This is a genomic window from Dietzia cercidiphylli (assembly GCF_039531545.1).
In the GTDB taxonomy this organism is placed as follows: domain Bacteria; phylum Actinomycetota; class Actinomycetes; order Mycobacteriales; family Mycobacteriaceae; genus Dietzia; species Dietzia natronolimnaea.
Map to the genome: position 1 here is coordinate 177,267 of NZ_BAAAQG010000007.1, position 22,527 is coordinate 199,793.

Consider the following 22,527-nt stretch of genomic DNA (forward strand, 5'->3'; position numbering starts at 1 on the left):
GGCCGCCCTCGGCGTGTATCGGCGGCCGACAGCACCTAGGATGAACCGAGGGCCCGCGTGGCCCCCGCGCAGGTAGCCAGATTTCCCGATCAACCCGACCACGAGGACGTTCGAGACTGTGTCCATCCTTTCCAAGCTGCTCCGAGCCGGCGAAGGTCGAAAGCTCAAGCGGTACAGCGCTCTCGCCGAGTACGTGGATACTCTGTCCGACCAGACGGAGAAGCTGAGCGACGACGAGCTCCGCGCCAAGACCGACGAGTTCAAGGCCCGGTTGGCTGAGGGTGAGACGCTGGACGACCTGCTCCCGGAGGCGTTCGCGGTGGCCCGCGAGGCCGCCTACCGGGTCCTCGGGCAGCGGCCGTACAAGGTGCAGATCGTCGGCGCCATCGTCCTGCACACCGGGGCCGTGGCGGAGATGAAGACCGGTGAGGGCAAGACCCTGACCTGTGTCCTGCCCGCCTACCTCAACGCCCTGTCGGGTCAGGGCGTCCACGTGGTCACGGTCAACGACTACCTGGCCAAGCGCGACGCGGAGTGGATGGGCCGCGTCCACCGGTTCCTCGGACTGTCCGTGGGCGCGATCCTCGGCGGCATGACCCCGGCGCAGCGCCGGGAGTCCTACTCCGCCGACATCACCTACGGCACCAACAACGAGTTCGGCTTCGACTACCTGCGCGACAACATGGCGCACGACACCGCGGAACTGGTCCAGCGGGGCCACCACTACGCGATCGTCGACGAGGTCGACTCGATCCTGATCGACGAGGCGCGGACCCCGCTCATCATCTCGGGCCCGGCCGACGGATCGAGCAAGTGGTACGCGGAGTTCGCCCGCATCGCCCCGCTGCTCGAGGAGGGCACGCACTACGAGGTCGACCGCAAGAAGCGGACGATCGGCGTGACCGAGCAGGGCGTCGAGTACGTGGAGGACCAGCTCGGGATCGACAACCTCTACGAGGCGGCCAACTCACCCCTGGTGAGCTACCTGAACAACTCCATCAAGGCCAAGGAGCTGTTCACCAAGGACAAGGACTACATCGTCCGCGACGGCGACGTGATCATCGTCGACGAGTTCACGGGGCGCGTGCTCGACGGACGCCGCTACAACGAGGGCATGCACCAGGCCATCGAGGCCAAGGAGCGGGTGGAGATCAAGGCCGAGAACCAGACCCTGGCCACCATCACGCTGCAGAACTACTTCCGTCTCTACGAGAAGCTGGCCGGGATGACCGGTACGGCCGAGACCGAGGCCGCCGAGCTCTACTCGATCTACAAGCTCGAGGTCATGCCGATCCCGACCAACCGGCCGATGGCGCGCGAGGACCAGGCCGACCTGATCTACAAGACCGAGGAGTCGAAGTTCACCGCGGTCGTGGAGGACATCGCCGAGCGCGTGGAGAAGAAGCAGCCGGTCCTCGTGGGCACCGCGTCCGTCGAGCGCAGTGAGCACCTGTCCAAGCTGCTCACCCGCAAGGGCATCAAGCACCACGTGCTCAACGCCAAGTTCCACGCCTCGGAAGCCCAGATCATCGCGCAGGCCGGTCGACCGGGCGCGGTCACGGTGGCGACCAACATGGCCGGCCGTGGCACCGACATCGTGCTCGGCGGCAACCCGGACATCATCGCCGACCTCAACCTCCGCGAGCGCGGGCTCAATCCCGTGGACACCCCGGAGGAGTACGAGGAGGCGTGGGACGCCGAGATCGAGCGCATGCGCAAGCTCAGCAAGCAGGAGGCCGAGCGCGTCCGCGAGGCCGGCGGTCTCTACGTGCTGGGGACCGAGCGCCACGACTCGCGGCGCATCGACAACCAGCTGCGTGGGCGTTCGGGACGCCAGGGCGACCCGGGCGAGTCCCGGTTCTACCTCTCCCTGGGTGACGAGCTCATGCGCCGATTCAACGGTGCGGCCGTCGAGGCGATCATGAACCGGTTGAGCCTGCCCGACGACGTGCCGATCGAGGCCGGGATGGTCTCGCGAGCCGTGAAGAACGCCCAGACCCAGGTCGAGTCGCAGAACTTCGAGATCCGCAAGGACGTCCTCAAGTACGACGAGGTGATGAACCAGCAGCGCACCGTGATCTACGGCGAGCGCAAGCGGATCCTCGAGGGCGAGGACATCACCGACCAGGTCGAGTCGATGATCTACCAGGTGGTCAGCGCCTACGTCGACGGTGCCGCCGCCGAGGGCTATGTCGAGGACTGGGACCTCGACAAGCTGTGGGACGCCCTGGGGCAGCTGTACCCGGTCTCGATCACCGCGCAGTCGATCATCGACGGCGACGAGTACGGGGCGGCGGGTGACCTGTCGGCCAAGAACCTCAAGGACGCGATCCTCGACGACGTCTTCGCCCGGTACGACGAGCGTGAGTCCGAGATCGAGGGCATCGGCGGCGAAGGTGCCATGCGCCAGCTGGAGCGCTCGATCATGCTCCAGGTCCTGGACCGCAAGTGGCGCGAGCACCTCTACGAGATGGACTACCTCAAGGAGGGCATCGGGCTGCGGGCCATGGCCCAGCGTGACCCCCTGGTCGAGTACCAGCGTGAGGGCTACGACATGTTCGCGGCCATGATGGACGGGGTGCGCGAGGAGACCGTCGCGTTCCTGTTCAACGTCAAGGTCGAGGCCAGCCCCCAGCAGAAGACGCTGGCCGCCCCCTCCGCGGCGCAGGCGGCGTCCCTCGCGGGCGCCAACCCGATCCTGCAGGCCGCGGGCACCGGTCGCGACGTCACCGATGACCAGATGCAGTTCTCGGGCCCCTCGGAGACAGGGGAGGCCCAGCTCGTCGACGAGGGCGTCCCGGCGAACCGCGCCGAGCGCCGCTCCCAGGAACGTCAGGACCGGCTCGAACGACGCGAGCGGGCCGCCAAGGCCGCGTCCCGGGGGCGCAAGAGCTGAACGAGGCTAGACCAACCGGAGGGCCGTGCAGGTCGCCCCGGTATCGGTGACCCTGATGCGGGCCGCGACGGCGAACAGTCGCGGCCCGCGGGCGTACGTGGCGCACACCTCGTAGTCGGCGCGGCCACCGTCCCCGGATCCGCGGGAGTCCCCGCCGCCGGGGGCCCCGGGATCGGCGGCGTGGATGTGGAGGCGATGGACCCGCGCGGGACCGAGGTGCCGGCCGGGGACCCCTCCGCGGGCCAGGGTCCTGAGCATCTCGACGAGGTGGGGTGGGAACGCGCCCCGGGTGTGGTGTGGGGCCCGCTTCCGGTCGACGACCTCGAGGGCCATGATCACCAGGGCGTGGGCCGCCCGCCTCGCCGGGACCGGTACCGCGTGCTCGGGGTCCGGCACGGGCACCGGGACCGCCACCGGATCCGCGACCGGTGGGCTCGTCCGGTCGTGCCGTCGGGCAGCGGAGACGGGTTCCGTCGAGGGGAGCGGTCTGACCCTGCACTCGTCGAACGAGGCGTCCCGACAGGGCGCGGATCGTCCCGTCGACGGCGGTGACACGGGTGTCGGGGCCATGTGTTCTCCTGCTCCCTCCGGCGAGGACCGGGCCGGTCTCGCGTTCTTCTATGTCGTTTGACGCACGGGGACGGGCGGTCGGTTCCGGCTCCGCTCCTGCACCGTCGACGGGCGTTGCCTAGGCTGTCCCCATGCGAGGACTGATTGTCGACTACTTCGGGGTGCTGGACGGCACGGATGAGGACCGCGAGAGCTGGCGGGAGATCCTTCTCGGTGCGCGTGCCAACGACGTGCGCCTGGCGGTCCTCAGCAACGAGCCCGAGGGGCCGGGGGCCGATCGGGTGCGTGAGGACGCCCGCGCCTACGGCATCGATCACGTGGTGCTCAGCGGCCGGACCGGCGTCGAGAAGCCCGATCCCGAGGCGTTCCTCGAGGCGGCGCGACGGCTCGAGCTGGAGCCCCGGGAGTGCGTCATGGTCGACGACGCCATCGAGAACGTCCTGGGCGCCGTCCAGACCGGCATGATCGGCGTGTTCTACCAGGTGTTCGACCGTGCGGCCGTGGAGATCCGGGGACTGCTCGGGCTGGACGAGGCGGTCTGACCCGTGGCGACCAGGCTGGCGACGGCGGACGCGGATCTGCTCCTCGGGGACGCCACCCGATCGCGGAGTCGGCACTCGTGTTCCCTCGCGCTCGTCTCCCGGGACGATCCGTGGGACATCGACCGCGTCATGGAGTTCGTCGACGCCAGACTCGCCGACGCCCCCAGGTTCCGCCAGCGCATCCGGTACGTCCCGTTCGGCCTCGCGCGGGCGGTCTGGGTCGACGATCCGGACTTCGACCTGAGCTTCCACGTCCGCAGGTCCGCACTGCCGGCTCCCGGGGGCGTGCGCCAGCTCGCCGATCTGGTGGCCAGGCTGGTCGACCGCCCGCTCGAGCCCGGCCGACCGCTGTGGGAGCTCTACCTCATCGAGGGACTCGCCGACGGGCGGCTGGCTGTTCTCACCAAGACCCATCACGTCCTCCTGGGCGGCCCCAACGCCGTGGACCTCGCTCAGGTACTCATGACCGACGAGAGGGCGTCCGCGGACGTGGACGAGGTGGCCACCTGGACCCCCGTGCCCTCGCCGGGCGACGGCGTGCTCGTCCTGGACGCGCTCATCACCATCGCCACGGACCCGTTGGAGTTGGTCCGGCGCTCGGCACGACTGGTCAACGCGGTGGAGAGGGCGAGCCGTGGTCTGGTCGGGGCCGCGAGTCTGACGGTCCTGCGACCGCCCGGGGGGCTGGCGGAGATGTTCCGGACCTCCCGCCCGCGCGGCAGCCGCGTGGGACTGGCCTCGTTCCCCCTGGACCAGGCGCGGACGATCGCCAGGGAGCACGGGTGCAAGGTCAACGACGTGGTCCTGGCCGTCCTGTGCGGGGCGCTGCGCTCGTGGATCCTGTCCTGCGGCCACCCGCTCTCGACGGCCGACACGCTCCGGGCGATCGTGCCGATGGCGGTCTCCTCGGAGACCGGACCGGTCGAGGGGTCGGAGGTCTCGGCCGAGGCGACCTCCGCCGAGATCGCCTCGGCCCTCATCGGCATGCCGGTGGGGGAGCCCAACCCCCGGATGCGGCTCGCGCAGATCTCGAGGGAGACGGCCACACAGCGCCACCCGAGGCAGGCCGTCGGCGCCAAGTCGCTGGCCCGCCTCTCCGGATTCGCCCCGCCCACCCTGCACGCGCTGGGCTCCCGGGCGGCGATCATGTTGCCGTCGGACAGTTACGACCTGGTCGTCACCAACGCACCGGGACCGCAGCACAAGATGTTCTGGGGCGACGGCGAGCTCGCCGAGGTCTACCCCGTCCCCGCGCTGCTCGACGGTCAGGCGCTGGCCGTGTCGATGAGCAGCTACTCGGGGATCGTCTACTGCGGATTCACGGCGGATCGCCAGGCGGTTCCGGACGTGGAGGAGATCGGCGAGCTCATCTCGTCGGCACTCGACGAGCTCACCGGGACCGCCCGCTGACCGGTACCCGCCGACCGGTACCGACCGCCGACCGGCCCCGCCCACCCGAGGAAGGCACCACCATGCGCCTGTTCATCCCTGCCACGCTCGCGATGCTGGAGACCCTGCTCGACGGCGGGGAGATGCCCGTACGCAGCGCGACCGCGTTCGCCGCGACCCCCGCGCTCGTCGAGTCGTATGCCCAGGGGGACACCGAGGAGATCGAGCACGTCGCGTTCCTCGAGGCCGCCCGCGCCTCGCTCCGGTTGCTCGGCGGTGAGATCGACTCCGGCGCGGTGCACGAGGCGCACCCGTACCGCCGCGTGGTGGTGAGTGTGGACGTCCCCGACGCCGACGCCCGGCCCCGGCCCGATCTGGACACCGCGGTCGTCCGCCTGACGAGGGGGACCGTGGCGATGGACGAGGTCGCGGCCGTCCACGTGGACCTCGCGGGCGCGGCCGGCCCAGTCGAGGCCGCGGTCGCGGCCGTGGATCGCGCCGACCTGGGGGACGAGGACGCCGAACTCACCGTGGGGGACGCTCTCGACCTCGATCTCGCCTGGTACGACGCGGCGGAGCTGCCGTTCCTGCTCAATCTGCTCTGAGAACCCCGGAGGGCCGTCCCGGTTACCGGGATCACGCCCGTGCGGTGTCCGCCAGGCGCTAACCTTCGCTACCGTAGGTTCTCATCTCCGGCACCGTCGGCCCGGTCCTCGGGCCGCGCGGTTCCCGGCCCCAAGGAGGCACCAGTGACCGAGTCGACCAGTGGACTCAACCGTGTACTGCGGGCAGCGGCCGCGAGGGTTCCCGAACCGCGGGCCGCGCATCGCTTCCTCAACCGCCTCACCCACCCGCTGCGGATGGACGACTACTCCTCGCTCATCTACCCGTTGTGGTCCTCCCGGGAGCTGCGTGGAGAGGTGGTCACGGTGCGCCGCGAGGCGGAGGACACCGTCACCCTCGTCATCAAGCCCGGGTGGGGCGCGACCCCGCACTACCAGCCGGGACAGTACCTGGGAATCGGCGTCCTCCTCGACGGCCGCTGGACCTGGCGCTCCTACTCCCTGACCTCGGCGCCCACCACGGGTCGTGGCGAGTACTCGGTCACCGTCAAGGCCCTGCCCGAGGGGTTGCTCAGCAACCACATCGTCGGCACCGTCGAGCCCGGCACCATCGTCCGCCTCGCCGCCCCGGCGGGGGACTTCCACCTGCCCACGCCGACGCCGCCCAAGCTGATGTTCGTCACGGCCGGATCCGGCATCACGCCGGTCATGGGCATGCTCCGCTCGTTGGACCGCCGCTCGGTCACCGAGCCGTTCCCCGACGTCGTCCACGTGCACTCGGTGCGCGAGAGGGAGGACGCCCTGTTCCTGGAGGAGTTGCGCGCCCTCGAGAAGACCCAGCCCGGGTACGTCCTGCACCTGCGGGTCACCAGCGAGGAGGGCCGCATCGACTCCCGCCAGATGTCCGCCCTCGTCCCCGACTGGTCGGAGCGGCCGACCTGGGCGTGCGGCCCCAACGCGATGCTCGACGAGCTCGACGAGCACTTCGACGCCACCGGCCGCGACGATCTCCACGTGGAGCGCTTCACGGTCAACCGGGACGCCGGGGCCTCGGGCGGGACCGTCACGTTCGGTTCGACCGGCAAGACGGTGGAGCTCGACGGTGCCACCACCATCCTCGAGGGCGGCGAGCAGGTGGGCGTGCAGATGCCGTTCGGCTGCCGGATGGGCATCTGCCAGACCTGCGTCGTGGGACTCGACGAGGGGCATGTCCGCGACCTGCGCAACGGCACCGACCACGGCCCCGGCGAGCGGATCCAGACGTGCATCTCGGTGGCGTTGGGGGACGTCGAGCTCAAGCTCTGACCGCGGCGGGGCGTCAGTCCTGATCGGTCCCCAGCGCCCACGCGTCGTTGGACTGCAGGACGCCGAGGAGCTCGCGGACGGCCAGGGCGCGCCGGTGCACGGCGGGGTCGGCTATGGCGTCGAACCTGCACTCCGGGTCCGCGGGCGGGCCCTGGTGGGTACAGCCCCGGGGGCAGTCCTGCACGATCGCGTCCAGGTCGGAGAACGACGCCACCACGTCGTCGGGCGAGACGTGCGCGAGGCCGAAACTGCGGATCCCCGGGGTGTCCACCACCCAGCCCCCGGTACCCAGTTCGAGGGCGACCGACTGGGTCGAGGTGTGTCGGCCCTTGCCGACTCCGGAGACCACGCCGGTCGCCCGGTGGGCGTCGGGGATCAAGCGGTTGACGAGCGTGGACTTGCCGACGCCCGAGTGGCCGATCATGGCGGAGATCCGACCGTCGATCCGTTCGTGCAGCGCGGTGAGGTCGTCGTCGATCCCCGTCCGGAGCACGGGGACGTCGAGCGCCTCGAACTCGGCGGCGAAGACCGACGGGTCGTCGAGATCCCCCTTGGTCAGGCAGAGGACCGGATCGAGACCGCCGGTATAGGCCGCCACGAGCGCGCGGGCGACGAAGCCGGCGCGCGGCGGGGGGTCCGCGACCGCGACCACGATCAGCAGCAGTTCGGCGTTCGCCACCACCACCCGCTCGTAGGGGTCGGAGTCGTCGGCGGTCCGGCGCAGGACCGTGCTCCGCTCCTCGACCCGGACGATCCTCGACAGGGTGTCCCGGGTGCCGGTGAGGTCTCCCACCACGCCGACGTGGTCGCCCACGACGATCGGCGTGCGGCCCAGCTCCCGGGCCCGCATGGTGACGATCCGGGTCCCGGCCACGTGGTCCGGGCCGTCGTCCAGCAGCACACATCCCCAGCGTCCGCGGTCGACGCTCACGACCATCGCGGACGCGGCGTCGGAGTGGCTGGGCCTGCGCTTGGTGCGGGGTCTGGACCCCTTGCCCGGCCGGATCCGGATGTCGGACTCGTCCCAGCCGCGCGCCCCGCTCCCGCCCCGCCTGGTGGCCATGGCCCTACATCGCCCGCCCGGCGAGCATGGCGGTCCACATCGAGGTGAAGCCCGGCATGGTCTTGGCGGTGGAGTCGATGTCGTCCACCTCGACCCCCGGCACCACGAGACCGATGATCGCGCCGGCGGTCGCCATGCGGTGATCGGCGTAGGCGCGCCACGGGGCACCGCGCAGGGGGCCCGGGACGATCACGAGGCCGTCGTCGAGCTCCGTGACACCGCACCCCACCGCACCGAGCTCGGCGGCGAGGGCGGCGAGGCGATCGGTCTCGTGCCCGCGCAGGTGCGCGATCCCGGTCAACCGTGACGGGCCGTCGGCGAGCGCGCACAGCGCGGCGATCGTGGGGGTGAGTTCACCGATGGCGGACAGGTCCGCCTCGATGGGGGAGAGGCGGTCGGGCCCGACGACGACGAGGGTTCCGTGCTCGGCCCCGTCGGCGGTCTCCAGGGTGACTGACGCGCCCATGTCCCGGAGGATCCCGCGGATGGCGTCCCCGGGTTGCGTGGTGGAGACCGGCCAGCGGGGGACGCGGACGGACCCGCCGGTGACGGCGGCCGCGGCCAGGAACGGGGTCGCATTGGACAGATCGGGTTCCACCACGCGGTCGACGGCCGAGATCGGCCCCGGTGCCACGTGCCAGGACGACGCGGTGGGGTGCTCGACGACCACCCCGGATTCCCGCAGCATCGCCAGTGTCATCTCGATGTGCGGGCCGGACGGGACGGCGGCACCGCCCACGTGGATCAGCTCCACCCCCTCGTCGAAGCGGGCGGCGGAGAGCAGGAGGCCGGAGACGAACTGCGACGAGGCGGAGGCGTCCATCTCGACCCGGCCACCCCGCAGGGAGCCCGCCCCGGCGACGGTGAACGGCAGGCTGTCCCCGGTGACGTCGGCGCCCAGGGCACGGAGCGCGTCCAGGACCGTGGCCTGGGGTCGTACCCGCGCGGCCGGGTCGCCGTCGAACGTCGAGGTGCCGGTGGCGAGTGCGGCCAGCGGTGGCACGAAGCGCATGACCGTCCCCGCCAGGCCACACTCCACGTCCGCCCCGTGCAGGCTCCCCGGCGTGACCACCAGGTCGGTGTCGCCCGGCGCGGGCGGCCCCGTGGGGCCCTCGATCCGGGTGCCGAGCGCGGTGAGCGCCCCGATCATCAGGTCGGTGTCCCGGCTGCGCAACGTCCCGCTCAGCCGGGCGGGGGCGTCGGCCAGCGCGGCCAGGACCAGGGCGCGGTTGGTCAGCGACTTGGACCCGGGTACGGGGACGACGGCCTCCACGGGAGTGCCGGCGACGGGGGCGTTCCAATGACTCACCTGGTCATTGTCGCGCATCGACCCCGATCCCGCCCGGTCCGGGTGGGAGGATGGACCGCATGTGTGGACGGTTCTCCCTCTCCTCGGATCCGGCGCGACTCGCCGTGGAGCTCGATGCCGTCGACGAGGCGTCCTCGCCGCCACCGGGGTTGTGGCCCGACCGGGGCCCGGTCTCCCCGAGGTTCAACATCGCGCCCACCACCACCGTCCCCGCCCTCGTCCTGGACGCCCCGCGCGAACGCCTCGACGATCCCGCCGGCCCCCGACGGATCCTGCGTGCCATGCGCTGGGGCCTGGTGCCGTCCTGGGCCAGGGACCCGGGCAGGCTGCCCACCCTGTTCAACGCGCGGGTCGAGACGGCGTTCGAGAAGCCCTCCTTCCGTACCGCCGTCGCGCGGCGCCACTGCGTGGTCCCGATGGACGGCTGGTACGAGTGGGTCCCGGGGGAGCCGGCGACGCCCGGCGGCAGGGCGGGCCCCAAGCAGCCGTTCCACATGAGCCTGCCCGGCGACGAGGGGCTGCTCATGGCGGGGCTGTGGGAGGCCCGGCGTGACCCCGGCGACCAGACCGTCACGCAGTTGTCGTGCACGATCCTCACCACCGAGGCGCTCGGACCGCTGCGCCGCGTCCACGACCGCATGCCGCTCGTGGTGCACCCGTCCGTGGTCTCCGACTGGCTCGACCCCTCCGTGATCGGTGACCCGAGGGCCCTGGTCGACGGCGCGGGCGGCGACCTGGGGCAGTGGGCCGACTCGGTGGAGATCAGGCCGGTCTCACGCGCGGTCTCCAACGTCAGGAACGAGGGCCCGGAACTGGTCCGGCCGGTGGACCCGTCCGCCGGGATGCTCTTCTAGCACGGCGTCACCGGGCGGCGATCGACGCCGCCGTGGCTCCCGTGAGGCCGACGAGGTCCGCGGGTGCCAGTTCGATCTCCCACCCCCGACGGCCGGCGCTGCACAGGATCGTGGGGTGATCCCACGCGGAGCTGTCGACCACGGTCGCCAGCGACCTCTTCTGCCCGAGGGGGGACACTCCGCCGACCACGTACCCGGTGGCCTTCTCCGCGACGTCGACGGGGGCGAGCGAGGCCTTCCCGGAGGACAGCGCGGCGGCCGCCGCCTTGAGGTCGAGCATCGCCGTGACCGGCAGGACCGCGACAGCCAGCGGGATCCGGGTGCCCGCCGGGGGGCGGGCGGTGGCGAGCACCAGGGTCTTGAACACCCTGGCGGCGTCGATCCCGAGTCGCTCGCCCATGACGCGGGCGGCCTCGTCGCCGAACGCGCCGCTTCCCACGTCGTAGGTGTGCACCTCGTGGTCGACCCCGGCGGACCGGAGTGCGGCGATGGCGGGGGTCGCCGCCGAGTCGGACTTCCCGTGTCCCGTGCGCTTACGGCTCATCCTGCCCAGCCTAGTGACGGCACCGGCCGGAATAGCGTGACCGTGGACGGCGTTGAGGAGAGCAGGTACCCGGGACTGTCCCCGGGATCGGGAGAGGAGGGTGCGATGCGGACCGCGGTCCTCGACGCCCCCGGCGTGCGGATAGACTCCGGGTCATCGACAGGTGAGGAGTACCGGTTGCCGACCGAGTTGCAGCCCGACGAGTCCGACCAACGCGCCGAACAGTTCGAGGAGTTGGCCATGCCGCTCCTCGATCAGTTGTACGGTGCCGCGCTGCGGATGACCCGCAACCCGGCCGATGCGGAGGACCTGGTGCAGGAGGCGTACGCGAAGGCGTACGCGGGTTTCCACTCCTTCAAGCCCGGGACCAACTTCCGGGCCTGGATGCACCGCATCCTCACCAACGCGTACATCAACCACTACCGCAAGCGGCAGCGCCAACCCGCCCAGTATCCGACCGAGGAGATCACGGACTGGCAGCTGGCGGCGGCGGCGGAGCACACCTCCACCGGCCTGCGCTCGGCGGAGGTCGAGGCGATGGAACTGCTGCCGGACGACGAGATCCGGTCCGCGCTCGCCCAGCTCCCCGAGGAGTTCCGGATGGCCGTGTACTACGCGGACGTCCAGGACCTGCCGTACAAGGAGATCGCCGAGATCATGGACACCCCGTTGGGGACCGTGATGTCACGCCTCCACCGAGGACGCAAGCAGCTCCGCGAGCTGCTCCGGGACGTGGCGACCGAGCGTGGCTTCGGTCGTGACAGGACGGAGGGCGCGAAGTGACGAGGGAACACGACCCGCGGCTCGACCAGATCGACTGTGAGGCCGCCCGGCGCGACCTGTCCCTGCTGGTGGACCTCGAGTGCGACGACGCCTGTCGTTCGAGGCTCGAGCATCACCTCGCCGGGTGTCCGCCCTGCCGTGAACTCTTCCTCTCGGAGCGGCGGCTCAAGGCCAAGTTGTCCCGCTCGTGTTGCGAGAAGGCGCCGTCGGGGTTGAGGGAACGACTCATGGTGGAGATCCGACGCACCACGGTCACCACGACCGATTCCGACGGGACGACGGTGGTGCACCGGACCACGACCGTCCACCGGCGGGACCCGCACTGACCTCACCGGAGACGAGGCGAGGGGCGGACACCGACACGGTGTCCGCCCCTCGCTCGGTTCTGATGGTCCGGACTCAGCTGTTCGGACGCTTGCCGTGGTTGGCGTTCTTCTTGCGGCGATCCCGCCTCTTGCGGCCACGCTTGCCCATGGTCGCCTCCTTTCGTCGGTGTACAAGTCTCCCATGAGAACCCCCGTGTGGTTGCATTGAGGAGTCCGGGGGCCGCCGCGTGAGGAAAGCAGAGGAACATCCGAATGACTGAACAGGTCCGTGCCGAGATGGTCGCGAATGTCATGGAGGTCGTCGCAGCCGTCGGCACCGAGGTCGCCGAGGGTGACACGATCGTGCTCCTCGAGTCCATGAAGATGGAGATCCCGGTGTTGTGCGAGACGGCCGGCACCGTCACCGAGGTGGCCGTCGCCCCCGGCGACGTCATCCAGGCCGGAGACCTCATCGCCGTCATCGGCTGACGATCGACCGTCACGACGAAGGCCGGTTCCCCTCCCGCGCGGGAGGGGAACCGGCCTTCGTCGTTCTCGTGGGGTCGGGCGTCCGTTCAGGTCGCCGACCGGACCGCGTACCGTGGGAGCGCGGTCACCAGAATGCGGTGATCAGGTGGCGGTGATCAGACCGCGGTGCGGGTGCGGGCGCGGCGACGCTTGAGCGCGCGACGCTCGTCCTCGCTCATGCCGCCCCAGACGCCCGCGTCCTGGCCGGACTCGAGGGCCCAGGCCAGGCACTCGGAGGTGACGGGGCAACGGTTACAGACGATCTTCGCCTCGGCGATCTGCGCGAGGGCGGGTCCGGAATTGCCGACGGGGAAGAACAGCTCGGGATCCTCGTCGCGGCAGATGGCCTTGTGGCGCCAGTCCATGGGAACTCCTTACGGTTACGAGACCGTTATCGGGTCAACCGGACACGGGAAGACGCCGGCGACGCGCCGATCTGCGAGGATCGGCACGCGGACGTACGCGCTGTGTCACATCCGGTGATGTGGTGGGGGTGTACCCGTTCCGAGGGCTCGCTCCGTGAGGAGCAGCTCCCGGTTAAGGCAAGGCAAACAATGTGCGTCTGCGCTGTTACGAATGATCGTGCCACGATTCCATGACAAGTCAACCCTCTCCCGCCGCGATGTGGCAAAGGTCACCCCGGTTGTCAAATCGAACCGAAATCGCACGCCAGAGGCTGTAATGGGTTAATCGGAGTCCAGTCCGCAAGGGTGGTGCGGGCCCGGCCGTCACCGCGACATACCCTGTGGAGGTGAACGTGAGCCGACCTGACGACCACCGCCCCCCGCCGGATCGCCTCGATCCCCGCACCGCGATCCCCACGCCCGTGCGCCTGGCCGGGTGGATCTCCTCCGCGCAGGGCCTCATCGGCGTCGGAGTGGCCGTGGCCCTCGCCATCCGGGCGGCCGGAGGCCATCGCGAGGAGACCGTCGTCATCAGTGGCTACGGCACCGCGGTGTGGTTCGCGATCCTCGGGGGCGGCCTTCTCGCGGCCGGTGTGGGCCTGTTGCGGGGTCGACGGTGGGGCCGTGGACTCGTGGTGATCGCGGAGTTGTTGTTGCTGTTCGTGGCCTGGTACGTGGGGGTGGGATCGGACCAGTACCTCGCCGGTCTGATCCTCGCCGTGGTCTGCGCTGTCGCGCTGGTGTCGCTGTTCCGCAGGGACGCGATCGAGTGGTACGCCGTCTGACCCTGCCGACCCGCACGGCTCCCGTATCCACCCCGGGGGGTCAGGCGACGAGCTTGTACGCGCGGATCTCTCCCGCGTGGCGTTCGTACAGGATGTCGCCGATCTGGGCGAGCCCCGTCACGCCCGGTCCCGGTGCCGCCTGCCCGGCCAGGCGACGGACCTCGCGCCCGGTGTCGTGGTCCAGGAGCGCGAGCCCGTCGGCGACCGGCACCAGCACCCACTCGCCCGTCGCATGGGCCGCGGGGTCGGCGGACCAGCCCCCGGTCAGTCCGGGGCCCGTCGACCCGCCCAGGGTCCACGAGTATCTCCCGGACGGCCCGTCGAAGGCGTGCGTGGAACGTCCGTCGAACCATCTCACCTGAGCGCTGTCGCCCGAGACGGACTCGTGCGAGGGCAGCACGGCCGGCTCACCCTCCAGAGCGAGCACGGTCGAGTGTTCGGTGGGGGAGGTGAACCACTCGACGGTCCAGTCGGGGCCCTGGTTCCGGAGCGCCAGGACCCCCTGCTCGGTCACCTCGATGATCCACAGACCGTCGGCACCGGTCGGGTCCGAGGCGATCTCCTCGGGGGCGCGATTGTCCTCGGGGACGGTCTTCGAGATCGTCAGCCTGACGGAGTCCTCGCCGGGGCAGCGCTCCGTCACGGCGAAGCGCTCGTCGGTGAGATCCGCGGTCACGAGGGTGCACCCGGTGCGGGGTTGCATCCCGGCCTCCTGCGGAGCCTCCACGGCCCCGTACTCGACCGTCCGGACCAGGTCGTCGCGCCAGATCTCGAGGCGGTCCGGGCTGAACGCCAGGACGTGCTTCCACGAGCCGGTGAGTTCCATCGAGTCCGGATACACACTCTGTCTGGTGCTCGCGTACTCCTGGCGGGTCGGGTCGAGGGACGTCACGTCACTGCACCCGGAGGCGCCGTCGAACGCGGCGACGAGTCGATCGGCGTAGAACGCTCCGGCACAGAACCGCCCCGCGTGCGTGTAGGACCAGCTCTCCTCCCCGGAACCCGCGTCCCGGCCGACCAGCACCCCGTCCGGGGAGACGGTGACGAGGTTGCCCTTGGTGGTGAGCGGGGGGCCGGTCCCGGCGGAGCCGTGCATCCAGAGCGGTTGGAGCGACGTGGGGGGATCGGTGGCCGGGCCGTACTCGGGCTGCTCCGCGTCCGCGGCACGCAGCTCAGACCCGGTCGCGCTCCCGGACAGCAGCACGGCGACCGCCGCCAGCACCATGACGACGGCGATCACCGCGGCGGTGACCAGATCTCGTCGCGTCCGGCGTTCGGGGGGGACGTCGACGAACGGCAGACGGCGTCCGGACCCGCTCCTGAGTGTGCGCACGTGCCTTCCAGGGGGTGGGGGTCGGGTCAGTCCCGACCGGTGGAGTCGGACGACGACGAGGGGCGCCGCCGCCGACGCCGACGCCGCGGGGCGCCGTCGGCGGAGGGCGCCCCACCCGCGCCCGCGTCCCCGCCCGGGGCGGCGTCGGAGGCCGCGGTGGTGGCGTCCGGGGTGGGGGGCCGCGTGCCGGGGGAGGCGTCCGGGGTGCGGGTGCGACGGCGGGGAGCGCCGGATCCGCGTCCGGATCCCCGGGCCTCGCGATCGGCCGGTCGCCGGCCTGAGCCGGTCCCGGTCGCGGCCCCGACCCGGCCCCCCGCGCCCTCGGGGATGCCGAGCTCGGCGCGCAGATGGGGGGAGGTCGAATAGGTCTCGGCGGGCTCGCCGTGCCCCAGGCCGAGCGCCTTGTCGATGAGGCCCCAGCGGGGCAGGTCGTCCCAGTCCACGAGGGTGACGGCGACGCCCTTGCGGCCGGCCCGACCGGTGCGGCCGATCCGGTGGACGTAGGTCTTCTCGTCCTCGGGGCACTGGTAGTTGATGACGTGGGTCACGTCGTCGACGTCGATTCCGCGCGCCGCGACATCGGTCGCCACGAGGACGTCGACGTCCCCGGTGCGGAACGCCTTGAGTGACTTCTCGCGAGCGCCCTGGCCCAGGTCGCCGTGGATCGCCCCCACGCGGAAGCCTCGTTCGGCCAGGTCGTCGGCGAGCTTCTGGGCCGTGCGCTTGGTGCGGCAGAAGATCATCGTGGCGCCGCGTCCGTCCGCCTGCAGGATCCGTGAGACCACCTCGGGCTTGTCCATGGAGTGCGCCCGGTAGACGAACTGGGTGGTGTTCTCGTGCGTGGCGCCGGAGTCGGCGGCCTCCGCCCGGATGTGCGTGGGCTTGGTGAGGAACGTCCGCGCCAGGGTGATGATCGGTCCCGGCATGGTGGCCGAGAAGAGCATGGTCTGCCGTTGCTCCGGGACCATCCGGAGCAGCTTCTCGATGTCCGGCAGGAAGCCCAGGTCGAGCATCTCGTCGGCCTCGTCGAGGACCAGCACCTCGACCTTGCCGAGCACCAGCTTCGACTGGTTGGCCAGGTCGAGCAGACGGCCGGGGGTTCCCACCACCACGTCGACGCCCTTCTCCAGGGCGTCGGTCTGCTGTTCGTAGGGGGTTCCGCCGTAGATGGCCAGCACCTTGAGCGGCCGGGTTCCCGACCCGCCGGGGGCGGTGAGACCGGTGGCGGCGATCTTGAGGTCCTGGGTGACCTGGACGCACAGCTCGCGGGTGGGAACGATGATGAGGGCCCGTGGCGTGCCGTCGAGCTCCCGGGTCACCTCGCCCGTCGAGATGCGGTGCAGGAGGGGGACGCCGAAGCCGTAGGTCTTGCCCATCCCCGTACGGGCCTGGCCGATGAGGTCGGACCCCGCCAGCGCCAGTGGGAGGGTGAGTTCCTGGATGGCGAAGGTGTGGGTGATGCCGCGCTCACCGAGCGCGGTGACGATCTCGGGGCGGACGCCGAGTTCGGCGAAGCTGGGGGAGGAGTCGGAGGACGGGGCGTCGACGACCGCGGTCGTCGTGGCCATGCCGTCGACTTCGCTGGTGGTCACATCTGTAGTGGACAGGGCGGTGCCTTTCTCGTCTCGCGCGCGGGAGGACGGGCCTTCCGATGGACGGCCTCGGCGAGCGGGGCGCGCGCACATTTCCACGCGGATCCTCGGTGCGGGGTCCGACCAGCGGACCGGGCGCGGGTGTGATCCACGTGGGTCCACCCTATCCCGTGACGCCGCGGGACACCGGGTCCGGGCTAGCCTGGGTCCCACGTATCACCGACGACGGCGAGACATGCGCCGACGATGAGAAGGGCAGGCACCGTGGAGGTCAAGATCGGCATCGCCGACAGCAATCGCGAACTCGTGTTCAAGACCGGGATGAACCCGGAGGACGTGCACGCCCGCGTGGAGGCCGCTCTCACCGCGGAGAGCAAGGCAGTGTTGGAGCTGGACGACGAGAAGGGTCGGCGCTATCTCGTGTCGACCGACCGGGTCGCCTACGTCGAGATCGGTGAGTCGGCGCGGCGCGCGGTCGGGTTCCTCTCCTAGGCGTCCGGGGCGGGCCGGTCCCCGCCCTGACGAGGGATCTTCGACAGTCCGCCCCAGCACAGGGTGACGGTCGTGGAGACGGCGTCGGCGCGGGAGATCGGTCGGCCCGCGTCGAGCCAGTGGCCGGCGCTGACCCGGCTCGCACCCACGAGGCCCACCGCGAGCAGACGCGACCGGTGCGCGTCGAGCCCGGAATCGCCCCTGACCAGGTCGTGTACGGCGTCGATGCAGCCGTCGGTGGCGCGGTCGAGCTCGCGCCGGACCTCCTCGTCGCCGGACTCGGAGGTGAACACCAGCCGGAAGCCGCGGGTGTCGGAATCGGCGTACGCGAAGAACGTGTCGACCGCCGCCTCGACGCGACGCCGGTTGTCCGAGGTCGAGTCCAGCGCCGCCCGGATGCGGCCGAGGAGCTCGTCCACGTGATGCCGCAGCACCTCGATGTACAGGTCGCGCTTGGAATCGAAGTGCTGGTACAGCACCGGTTTGGAGACCCCGGCCAGGACGGCGATGTCGTCCATCCCGGAGGCGTGGAAGCCCTGGTCCACGAACACGGTCCCCGCCGCGTCGAGGAGCTGGCGTCGTCGGGCTCCTCGGGGCAGCCGGGTCGCCCTGGCGCGCCCCGGAGCCGTCGGGGACGGTCCGCCCGGGCTAGTCATCGTCTGGCTCCTGTCCTCCCGGACGTCGGGTCGACGGTCGACCGGGCCAGACGGACAATACCCGTACGGGCGGAGTGCCGGAGAAGGCGACCACCTCGGGATGTGGGATCGTGGAGACCTTGACTCGAGCCTGACCGGAGCGGACCTGGAGGTGTGCGGATGAGCGACGGCCGTCGCCGGACGTCGGACGGTGTCGACGCCGGGTCCATCTCGCGGGCTGACGCTCCGGCACACCGCGGGGACCGCTCTCCGTACTACCCACCCCACGGTGAGCCGCTGCGGGCCCCGTGGGACCCGGCGGAGGAGACGACCCCCGGTCGTCGTCGCTCGGTCCCCGGCGCCAGGGACCACCTGCGTAAGCAGAGCCCCGTCGGTCGGTTCTTCACCACGTGGGGCTGGCGGGCGTACGCGATCCCGGTGCTGGTCGTGCTCACGGCACTCGTGATAGCCGACTCCGTGACGGGTACCGGGGCGGGCGACGGCGCGGCCGTCGGCGAGGCGGAGGAGACGCCGGCGCTCATGGGGGAGCCACCCCGGGGTGAGGTGCCCCCGAGCGGGGAGCTGCCGGACGGTGGACCGTTCGCCGAGGCCGGCGAGGGTCGGTTCCGGATCGTGCCCGGGGGCACGGACCGTGTCGGGCGTCCCGACGCCGAGCAGTTCACCTACACCGTCGAGGTCGAGGAGGGCGTCGACACGACGGACTTCGGTGGCGACGACTCGGTGGCCCGGATGGTGGATGCGACGTTGGCCAATCCCAAGAGCTGGACGGCGGACGGGGCCGTGGCGTTCCGGCGCACGGCCCGGGACGAGCCCGCGTTCCGGGTGACACTCGCCAGTCCCCTCACGGTCCGCGAGAACTGCGGATACGAGATCGAGCTCGAGACCAGCTGCTACAACCCGTCCACCGAGAGGGTCTACCTCAACCTGGCCCGGTGGATCCGTGGTGCGCGGTCCTTCCAGGGGGACATCGGGTCCTACCGTCAGTACCTCGTCAACCACGAGGTCGGCCACGCGATCGGCTACCCGGATCACGAGCCGTGCCCCGCGGACGGAGCGCTCGCGCCGATCATGATGCAACAGACCCTCGGGGTCGCCAACAACGAGATCTTCCTGCTCGACAACGAGGGTGTGGTCCCGGACAACGACGACACCTGCCTGTACAACGCATGGCCGTTCCCCGACGGCCCGCCGGTGGCCCGGTGAACCCCGTGACCGGCGGGGTGTCCGGGGCGCTCCCCCCTCTCGTGGATCCGGTGCCGCAGCTCTCGGCGGAGGAGCGCGCGCGCTACTCCCGGCATCTCCTGCTCGGGGCCATCGGTGACGAGGGGCAGCGTCGCCTGCGCGCCGCGTCGGTGTTCGTGGTGGGCGCGGGGGGACTGGGCGCGCCGGTCCTGATGTACCTCGCCGCGGCGGGTGTCGGGCGGATCACCGTGATCGACGACGACGAGGTGGACCTCGGCAACCTGCAACGGCAGGTGATCCACTCCGTACCGGCCATCGGCCGCCCGAAGGTCGAGTCGGCCCGGGATCGACTGGCCGAGTTGGCACCCGGGGTCAGGGTCGAGGCGGTCCACGCCCGTCTCGACGCGGTGAACATCGACGCCCTCCTCGAGGGTCACGATCTGGTGATGGACGGAAGCGACAACTTCGCCACCCGGTACCTCGTCTCCGACGCCTGCGAGATCGCCGGGATCCCGGTCGTCTGGGGGACCATCGACCGCTTCCGGGCCCAGCTCGCCGTCTTCTGGTCGCGACCGCCCGCGCCCGTCGACCCCGTCACCCTCCGCGACCTCTACCCGGCCCCGCCGCCGCCCGGTTCCGTTCCGAGCTGCGCCGAGGCCGGCGTCGTGGGCGCACTGTGCGGAACGGTCGGGTCGATGATGGTGATGGAGGCGGTCAAGCTGATCACCGGGGCCGGCCGGCCACTGCTCGGCCGGCTCGTGTTGATGGACCTCCTCGAGACCACCCACCGGACCGTGACCATCCGGCCGGACCCGTCCCGTGCCCCGGTGACGTCCCTGCCGGAGGGCACCGACGAGACCTGCGCGGTCCGACCGGCCGACCTGGACGACGTCCCCACCGTCTCGGCCGCGGACCTCGCCGCGGAACTGGCGGACGCGGGATCGTCCGGGTCCGTCGCGCCCGTCCTGGTCGACGTCCGCGGTGCCGGGGAGCGGGCCGTCGCGATGATCGACCCCTCCGTCTGGGTTCCGCTGGACTCGGTCGCCGAGGTGGCCACCGACCCGACCGGGGTCCTCGGGCGCGCCGCGGCCCGGGGGCCGATCGTCGTGTACTGCAAGTCGGGGATCCGCTCGGCGCGGGCGGCGGCGATGCTGACCGGGGCGGGTTTCGCCGGCGTGCGGTCGCTGGAGGGTGGTATCGAGGCCTGGACCCGCGACGTCGACCCGTCCCTGCCCGGGTACTGACCCGTGGGGTGGGTACGGTGAACGACGTGAACGACGTGACCGTCCCCGACCACGTCCGCGGCGCCTTCGGCGTGGTGGGCGGCACGGCCGCACCCGTGGTCGCCGGGTCCGGGACGGGCTGGCTCGTCGCCTCGCCGGGGTCCTCCGTGGTCTTCCGTCCGGTCGCGGACACGGCCTTGGCCAACTGGTCCGCCCGCGTGCGGGAGGAACTCGACGTCACCGGTCTCCGCGTGGCCCTGCCGGTGCGGTCGACCGACGGCAGGCACGTGGTCAGCGGGTGGCGGGCAGATCGAGCGGTGTCCGGACGCCCCGAGGCCCGCGCCGACGAGACCATCGCCTGGTCGGCGAGGATCAACGCCGCTCTGGCCGGTGTCGACCGGCCCCGTCTGACCCGGCGCCCGGCCGCCCGCCCGTGGACGGAGACCGATCTGTTCGCGATCGCCGAGGCGGCGGCCTGGGACGGGGACCCCGAACTCGACCTCGGACCCGGCATGGAGGACAGCGGCACCCCCTTCGCCACCCACCGCGCGGCCGCGCTGCTCGGGGCGACGGGGCTCATCCGGCTCCGCCGACCGGTCGCCGCGGTGGCGGGTACCGGGGTGGTGCACGGCGATCTCGCGCGGGGCCTGCTGTTCGACGCGTCGGACGAACCCGCGCTGACGGACGTCGTCCCCTACGCCCGCCCTGCCTCGTGGTCGGCGGCGGTCGTCGCGATCGACCACCTCTCGTGGGGGACCGTCGACAGCGGGGTGCTCGCGCGGTGGCGCCACCTCGACGAGTGGCGCCAGATGGTGTTGCGCGCGGCGGTGTTCCGGCTCGCGGTGCACGCGCTGCACCCCGGATCCCGACCGGCGGCGATGGACGGGTTGCAGGCCATGGCCCGGACCGTCGAGGAGTTCATCGGCGACCCGGACTCGTGAACGGCCGCTCCTCGCGAGCAGGCTCCCCGTCGGGCGCGCTGGCGTTCCCCGTGGTGGCCCTGCTCGGCGTCGTCCTCGTCTCGCTCAACCTCCGCACCGCGGTCACCTCCCTGAGCCCCCTGCTGGGGGTCATCGACGCCGAGATCGGCCTCGGTGCGGGGGGTATGGGACTGCTCGGGATGGTGCCCACGGTGATGTTCGCCCTCTGGGGCGTCCTCACCCCGATCGTGCTGCGGCGGATGGGACTCGAACTGCTGACCGTGCTGGCGATGACGGCGGCCGCGGCCGGCCAGGTCCTCCGTGCCCTCGCCCACGACCCGTGGGTGATGGGGCTGGGATCCCTCGTCGCGCTGGCCGGGATGGGCATCGGCAACGTGGTGGCCCCGCCGCTGGTCAAGAAGTACTTCCCCCGGCACGTCGCGGCCGTGAGCATGGCGTACATCACCGGACTCCAGCTCGGCACGGTCGTGCCGGCGCTGGTGGCGGTCCCCGTGGAGGAGGCCGCCGGGTGGCGGGTCTCCATAGGGTGGTGGGCCGTTCTCGCGATGGTCGCGGCGGTGCCCTGGGTCGTCGAGATCCTGCGGGGCGGGTCGGACACCGCCGGACCCCCCGCCGTCGGTGCCGTCGGCGGGACCGGCCCGGCACAGCGGGTCCGGCCGTGGCGCTCGCCCGTCGGGCTCGCCCTCGCGTTGTTCTTCGGGACCAACTCCCTGTGCACCTACGCCTTCTTCACGTGGCTCCCGGCCGTGGCGGAGTCGATCGGGATGACGCGGGCCGAGGGGGGTCTCGCGCTGGCGGTGTACTCGGCCATCGGTCTCATCGCCGCCCTGGTCGTCCCGTGGGCGGCGGGCCGGTTCGAGGACCCGTACCCCGTCGTCGTCGTCTCGGTGGTCTGTTACCTGGCCGGCTTCGCCGGCCTGCTCTGGGCGCCCGGTGCCGCGCCGTGGGTGTGGATCTGCCTGCTCGGTGTCGGTCCCAGCACGTTCCCCCTCTGCCTGACTCTCATCAACCTCCGCACGCGGACCCAGGCCGGATCCGCCGCCCTCTCCGGGTTCTCGCAGGGCGTCGGCTACACGGCCGCGAGCCTCGGGCCCCTCGTCTTCGGTTTCCTCCTGTCGGGTCCGGGTCTCGGCGGGGGTCTGGCGTTCCTGACGGTGGTGCTCGCGGTGATGTGCGTGGTCGGCCGGATCGCGTGTCGCCCCCGGATGCTCGAGGACACCCTGCGCTGACGCCGCCGGCGCGCCTGGCCGGATCTCCGGCCGCGGCAC

Annotated in this window: 24 protein-coding genes; 15 read left to right on the forward strand and 9 right to left on the reverse strand. The window is 71.5% G+C overall.

The window, feature by feature from the left end; translation table 11 throughout:
- The first annotated feature begins 118 nt into the window (after nucleotides 1-118).
- Nucleotides 119-2,896, forward strand: coding sequence for a preprotein translocase subunit SecA (secA, locus tag ABD250_RS07130; RefSeq protein WP_179524783.1), 2,778 nt, complete (start codon nucleotides 119-121; stop codon nucleotides 2,894-2,896).
- A gap of 6 nt (nucleotides 2,897-2,902) precedes the next feature.
- On the opposite strand, the gene ABD250_RS07135 is transcribed toward secA, so the two are convergent.
- Nucleotides 2,903-3,466, reverse strand: coding sequence for an Rv3235 family protein (locus tag ABD250_RS07135; RefSeq protein ID WP_241730677.1), 564 nt, complete (start codon nucleotides 3,464-3,466; stop codon nucleotides 2,903-2,905).
- Nucleotides 3,467-3,597: 131 nt separating this feature from the next.
- On the opposite strand from ABD250_RS07135, the gene ABD250_RS07140 reads away from it, so the two are divergent.
- From ABD250_RS07140 to ABD250_RS07155, 4 genes are all read left to right on the forward strand, one after another.
- On the forward strand, nucleotides 3,598-4,008 hold the full coding sequence (locus ABD250_RS07140) for an HAD family hydrolase (protein ID WP_179524785.1): 411 nt from the start codon (nucleotides 3,598-3,600) through the stop codon (nucleotides 4,006-4,008).
- 3 nt (nucleotides 4,009-4,011) lie between these two features.
- Nucleotides 4,012-5,418: a wax ester/triacylglycerol synthase family O-acyltransferase gene (locus ABD250_RS07145; RefSeq protein WP_179524786.1), complete on the forward strand. Its 1,407-nt coding sequence runs from the start codon at nucleotides 4,012-4,014 to the stop codon at nucleotides 5,416-5,418.
- 62 nt (nucleotides 5,419-5,480) lie between these two features.
- A complete protein-coding gene (locus tag ABD250_RS07150) occupies nucleotides 5,481-6,002 on the forward strand; it encodes a DUF6912 family protein (RefSeq protein WP_179524787.1) in 522 nt (173 codons plus the stop codon).
- A gap of 144 nt (nucleotides 6,003-6,146) precedes the next feature.
- Nucleotides 6,147-7,265: a ferredoxin reductase gene (locus ABD250_RS07155; RefSeq protein WP_179524788.1), complete on the forward strand. Its 1,119-nt coding sequence runs from the start codon at nucleotides 6,147-6,149 to the stop codon at nucleotides 7,263-7,265.
- 13 nt (nucleotides 7,266-7,278) lie between these two features.
- Here ABD250_RS07155 and rsgA read toward each other — a convergent pair whose 3' ends face one another.
- Together rsgA and aroA are read right to left on the reverse strand one after the other, a co-directional pair.
- Nucleotides 7,279-8,328 carry a ribosome small subunit-dependent GTPase A gene (gene rsgA / locus ABD250_RS07160; RefSeq protein WP_179524789.1) on the reverse strand — a complete coding sequence of 350 codons (1,050 nt, stop codon included), beginning with the start codon at nucleotides 8,326-8,328 and terminating at the stop codon, nucleotides 7,279-7,281.
- A 4-nt stretch (nucleotides 8,329-8,332) separates the two neighbouring features.
- Nucleotides 8,333-9,655 (reverse strand): 3-phosphoshikimate 1-carboxyvinyltransferase, encoded by a 1,323-nt coding sequence (gene aroA / locus ABD250_RS07165; protein ID WP_344391502.1) that lies wholly within the window; start codon nucleotides 9,653-9,655, stop codon nucleotides 8,333-8,335.
- 41 nt (nucleotides 9,656-9,696) lie between these two features.
- On the opposite strand from aroA, the gene ABD250_RS07170 reads away from it, so the two are divergent.
- Nucleotides 9,697-10,491 carry an SOS response-associated peptidase gene (locus ABD250_RS07170; protein WP_182610188.1) on the forward strand — a complete coding sequence of 265 codons (795 nt, stop codon included), beginning with the start codon at nucleotides 9,697-9,699 and terminating at the stop codon, nucleotides 10,489-10,491.
- A gap of 7 nt (nucleotides 10,492-10,498) precedes the next feature.
- On the opposite strand, the gene ABD250_RS07175 is transcribed toward ABD250_RS07170, so the two are convergent.
- A complete protein-coding gene (locus ABD250_RS07175) occupies nucleotides 10,499-11,035 on the reverse strand; it encodes a YbaK/EbsC family protein (protein WP_182658788.1) in 537 nt (178 codons plus the stop codon).
- Between the two features lie 105 nt (nucleotides 11,036-11,140).
- Here ABD250_RS07175 and ABD250_RS07180 point away from each other — a divergent pair, with 105 nt between their 5' ends.
- Together ABD250_RS07180 and ABD250_RS07185 are read left to right on the forward strand one after the other, a co-directional pair.
- Nucleotides 11,141-11,818 carry a sigma-70 family RNA polymerase sigma factor gene (locus ABD250_RS07180; protein WP_179524792.1) on the forward strand — a complete coding sequence of 226 codons (678 nt, stop codon included), beginning with the start codon at nucleotides 11,141-11,143 and terminating at the stop codon, nucleotides 11,816-11,818.
- Nucleotides 11,815-12,144: a zf-HC2 domain-containing protein gene (locus ABD250_RS07185; RefSeq protein ID WP_179524793.1), complete on the forward strand. Its 330-nt coding sequence runs from the start codon at nucleotides 11,815-11,817 to the stop codon at nucleotides 12,142-12,144. The genes ABD250_RS07180 and ABD250_RS07185 overlap by 4 nt, the downstream gene beginning before the upstream one ends.
- Nucleotides 12,145-12,217: 73 nt before the next feature.
- On the opposite strand, the gene ABD250_RS18085 is transcribed toward ABD250_RS07185, so the two are convergent.
- Complete coding sequence (locus tag ABD250_RS18085) at nucleotides 12,218-12,292, reverse strand: 50S ribosomal protein bL37 (RefSeq protein ID WP_370650909.1); 75 nt, start codon at nucleotides 12,290-12,292, stop codon at nucleotides 12,218-12,220.
- Nucleotides 12,293-12,396: 104 nt separating this feature from the next.
- Here ABD250_RS18085 and ABD250_RS07190 point away from each other — a divergent pair, with 104 nt between their 5' ends.
- Entirely contained in the window at nucleotides 12,397-12,612 is a 216-nt protein-coding gene (locus tag ABD250_RS07190; RefSeq protein ID WP_017836613.1) for a biotin/lipoyl-binding carrier protein, read from the forward strand.
- A 155-nt stretch (nucleotides 12,613-12,767) separates the two neighbouring features.
- Here ABD250_RS07190 and ABD250_RS07195 read toward each other — a convergent pair whose 3' ends face one another.
- A complete protein-coding gene (locus tag ABD250_RS07195) occupies nucleotides 12,768-13,016 on the reverse strand; it encodes a WhiB family transcriptional regulator (protein WP_179524794.1) in 249 nt (82 codons plus the stop codon).
- A 392-nt stretch (nucleotides 13,017-13,408) separates the two neighbouring features.
- On the opposite strand from ABD250_RS07195, the gene ABD250_RS07200 reads away from it, so the two are divergent.
- Nucleotides 13,409-13,840 (forward strand): hypothetical protein, encoded by a 432-nt coding sequence (locus ABD250_RS07200; protein WP_338404193.1) that lies wholly within the window; start codon nucleotides 13,409-13,411, stop codon nucleotides 13,838-13,840.
- A 40-nt stretch (nucleotides 13,841-13,880) separates the two neighbouring features.
- Here the strand turns inward: ABD250_RS07200 and ABD250_RS07205 are convergent, their stop codons facing one another.
- Nucleotides 13,881-15,173: an Rv3212 family protein gene (locus ABD250_RS07205; protein ID WP_182658789.1), complete on the reverse strand. Its 1,293-nt coding sequence runs from the start codon at nucleotides 15,171-15,173 to the stop codon at nucleotides 13,881-13,883.
- Nucleotides 15,174-15,199: 26 nt separating this feature from the next.
- Nucleotides 15,200-16,741, reverse strand: a complete 1,542-nt coding sequence (locus ABD250_RS07210; protein ID WP_259848409.1) for a DEAD/DEAH box helicase — start codon at nucleotides 16,739-16,741, stop codon at nucleotides 15,200-15,202.
- A 288-nt stretch (nucleotides 16,742-17,029) separates the two neighbouring features.
- Here ABD250_RS07210 and ABD250_RS07215 point away from each other — a divergent pair, with 288 nt between their 5' ends.
- Nucleotides 17,030-17,257, forward strand: coding sequence for a DUF3107 domain-containing protein (locus ABD250_RS07215; protein WP_107748545.1), 228 nt, complete (start codon nucleotides 17,030-17,032; stop codon nucleotides 17,255-17,257).
- Here ABD250_RS07215 and ABD250_RS07220 read toward each other — a convergent pair.
- Nucleotides 17,254-17,913 carry a TetR/AcrR family transcriptional regulator gene (locus ABD250_RS07220; protein ID WP_179524796.1) on the reverse strand — a complete coding sequence of 220 codons (660 nt, stop codon included), beginning with the start codon at nucleotides 17,911-17,913 and terminating at the stop codon, nucleotides 17,254-17,256. The genes ABD250_RS07215 and ABD250_RS07220 overlap by 4 nt on opposite strands.
- Nucleotides 17,914-18,072: 159 nt before the next feature.
- Between ABD250_RS07220 and ABD250_RS07225 the strand changes: the two genes are divergently transcribed.
- Genes ABD250_RS07225 through ABD250_RS07240 form a run of 4 tightly spaced genes read left to right on the forward strand, consistent with a single transcriptional unit; the run spans nucleotide 18,073 to nucleotide 22,488 of the window.
- On the forward strand, nucleotides 18,073-19,116 hold the full coding sequence (locus ABD250_RS07225) for a DUF3152 domain-containing protein (protein ID WP_182658700.1): 1,044 nt from the start codon (nucleotides 18,073-18,075) through the stop codon (nucleotides 19,114-19,116).
- Complete coding sequence (gene moeB / locus ABD250_RS07230; protein WP_344391514.1) at nucleotides 19,080-20,339, forward strand: molybdopterin-synthase adenylyltransferase MoeB; 1,260 nt, start codon at nucleotides 19,080-19,082, stop codon at nucleotides 20,337-20,339. The genes ABD250_RS07225 and moeB overlap by 37 nt, the downstream gene beginning before the upstream one ends.
- A 26-nt stretch (nucleotides 20,340-20,365) precedes the next feature.
- Nucleotides 20,366-21,259 (forward strand): TIGR02569 family protein, encoded by an 894-nt coding sequence (locus ABD250_RS07235; protein ID WP_259847266.1) that lies wholly within the window; start codon nucleotides 20,366-20,368, stop codon nucleotides 21,257-21,259.
- The gene (locus ABD250_RS07240) at nucleotides 21,256-22,488 is read left to right on the forward strand and encodes an MFS transporter (protein WP_344391516.1); all 1,233 of its coding nucleotides are present in this window, start codon (nucleotides 21,256-21,258) and stop codon (nucleotides 22,486-22,488) included. Before ABD250_RS07235 ends, ABD250_RS07240 begins: the two co-directional genes overlap by 4 nt.
- Nucleotides 22,489-22,527: the final 39 nt, after the last annotated feature.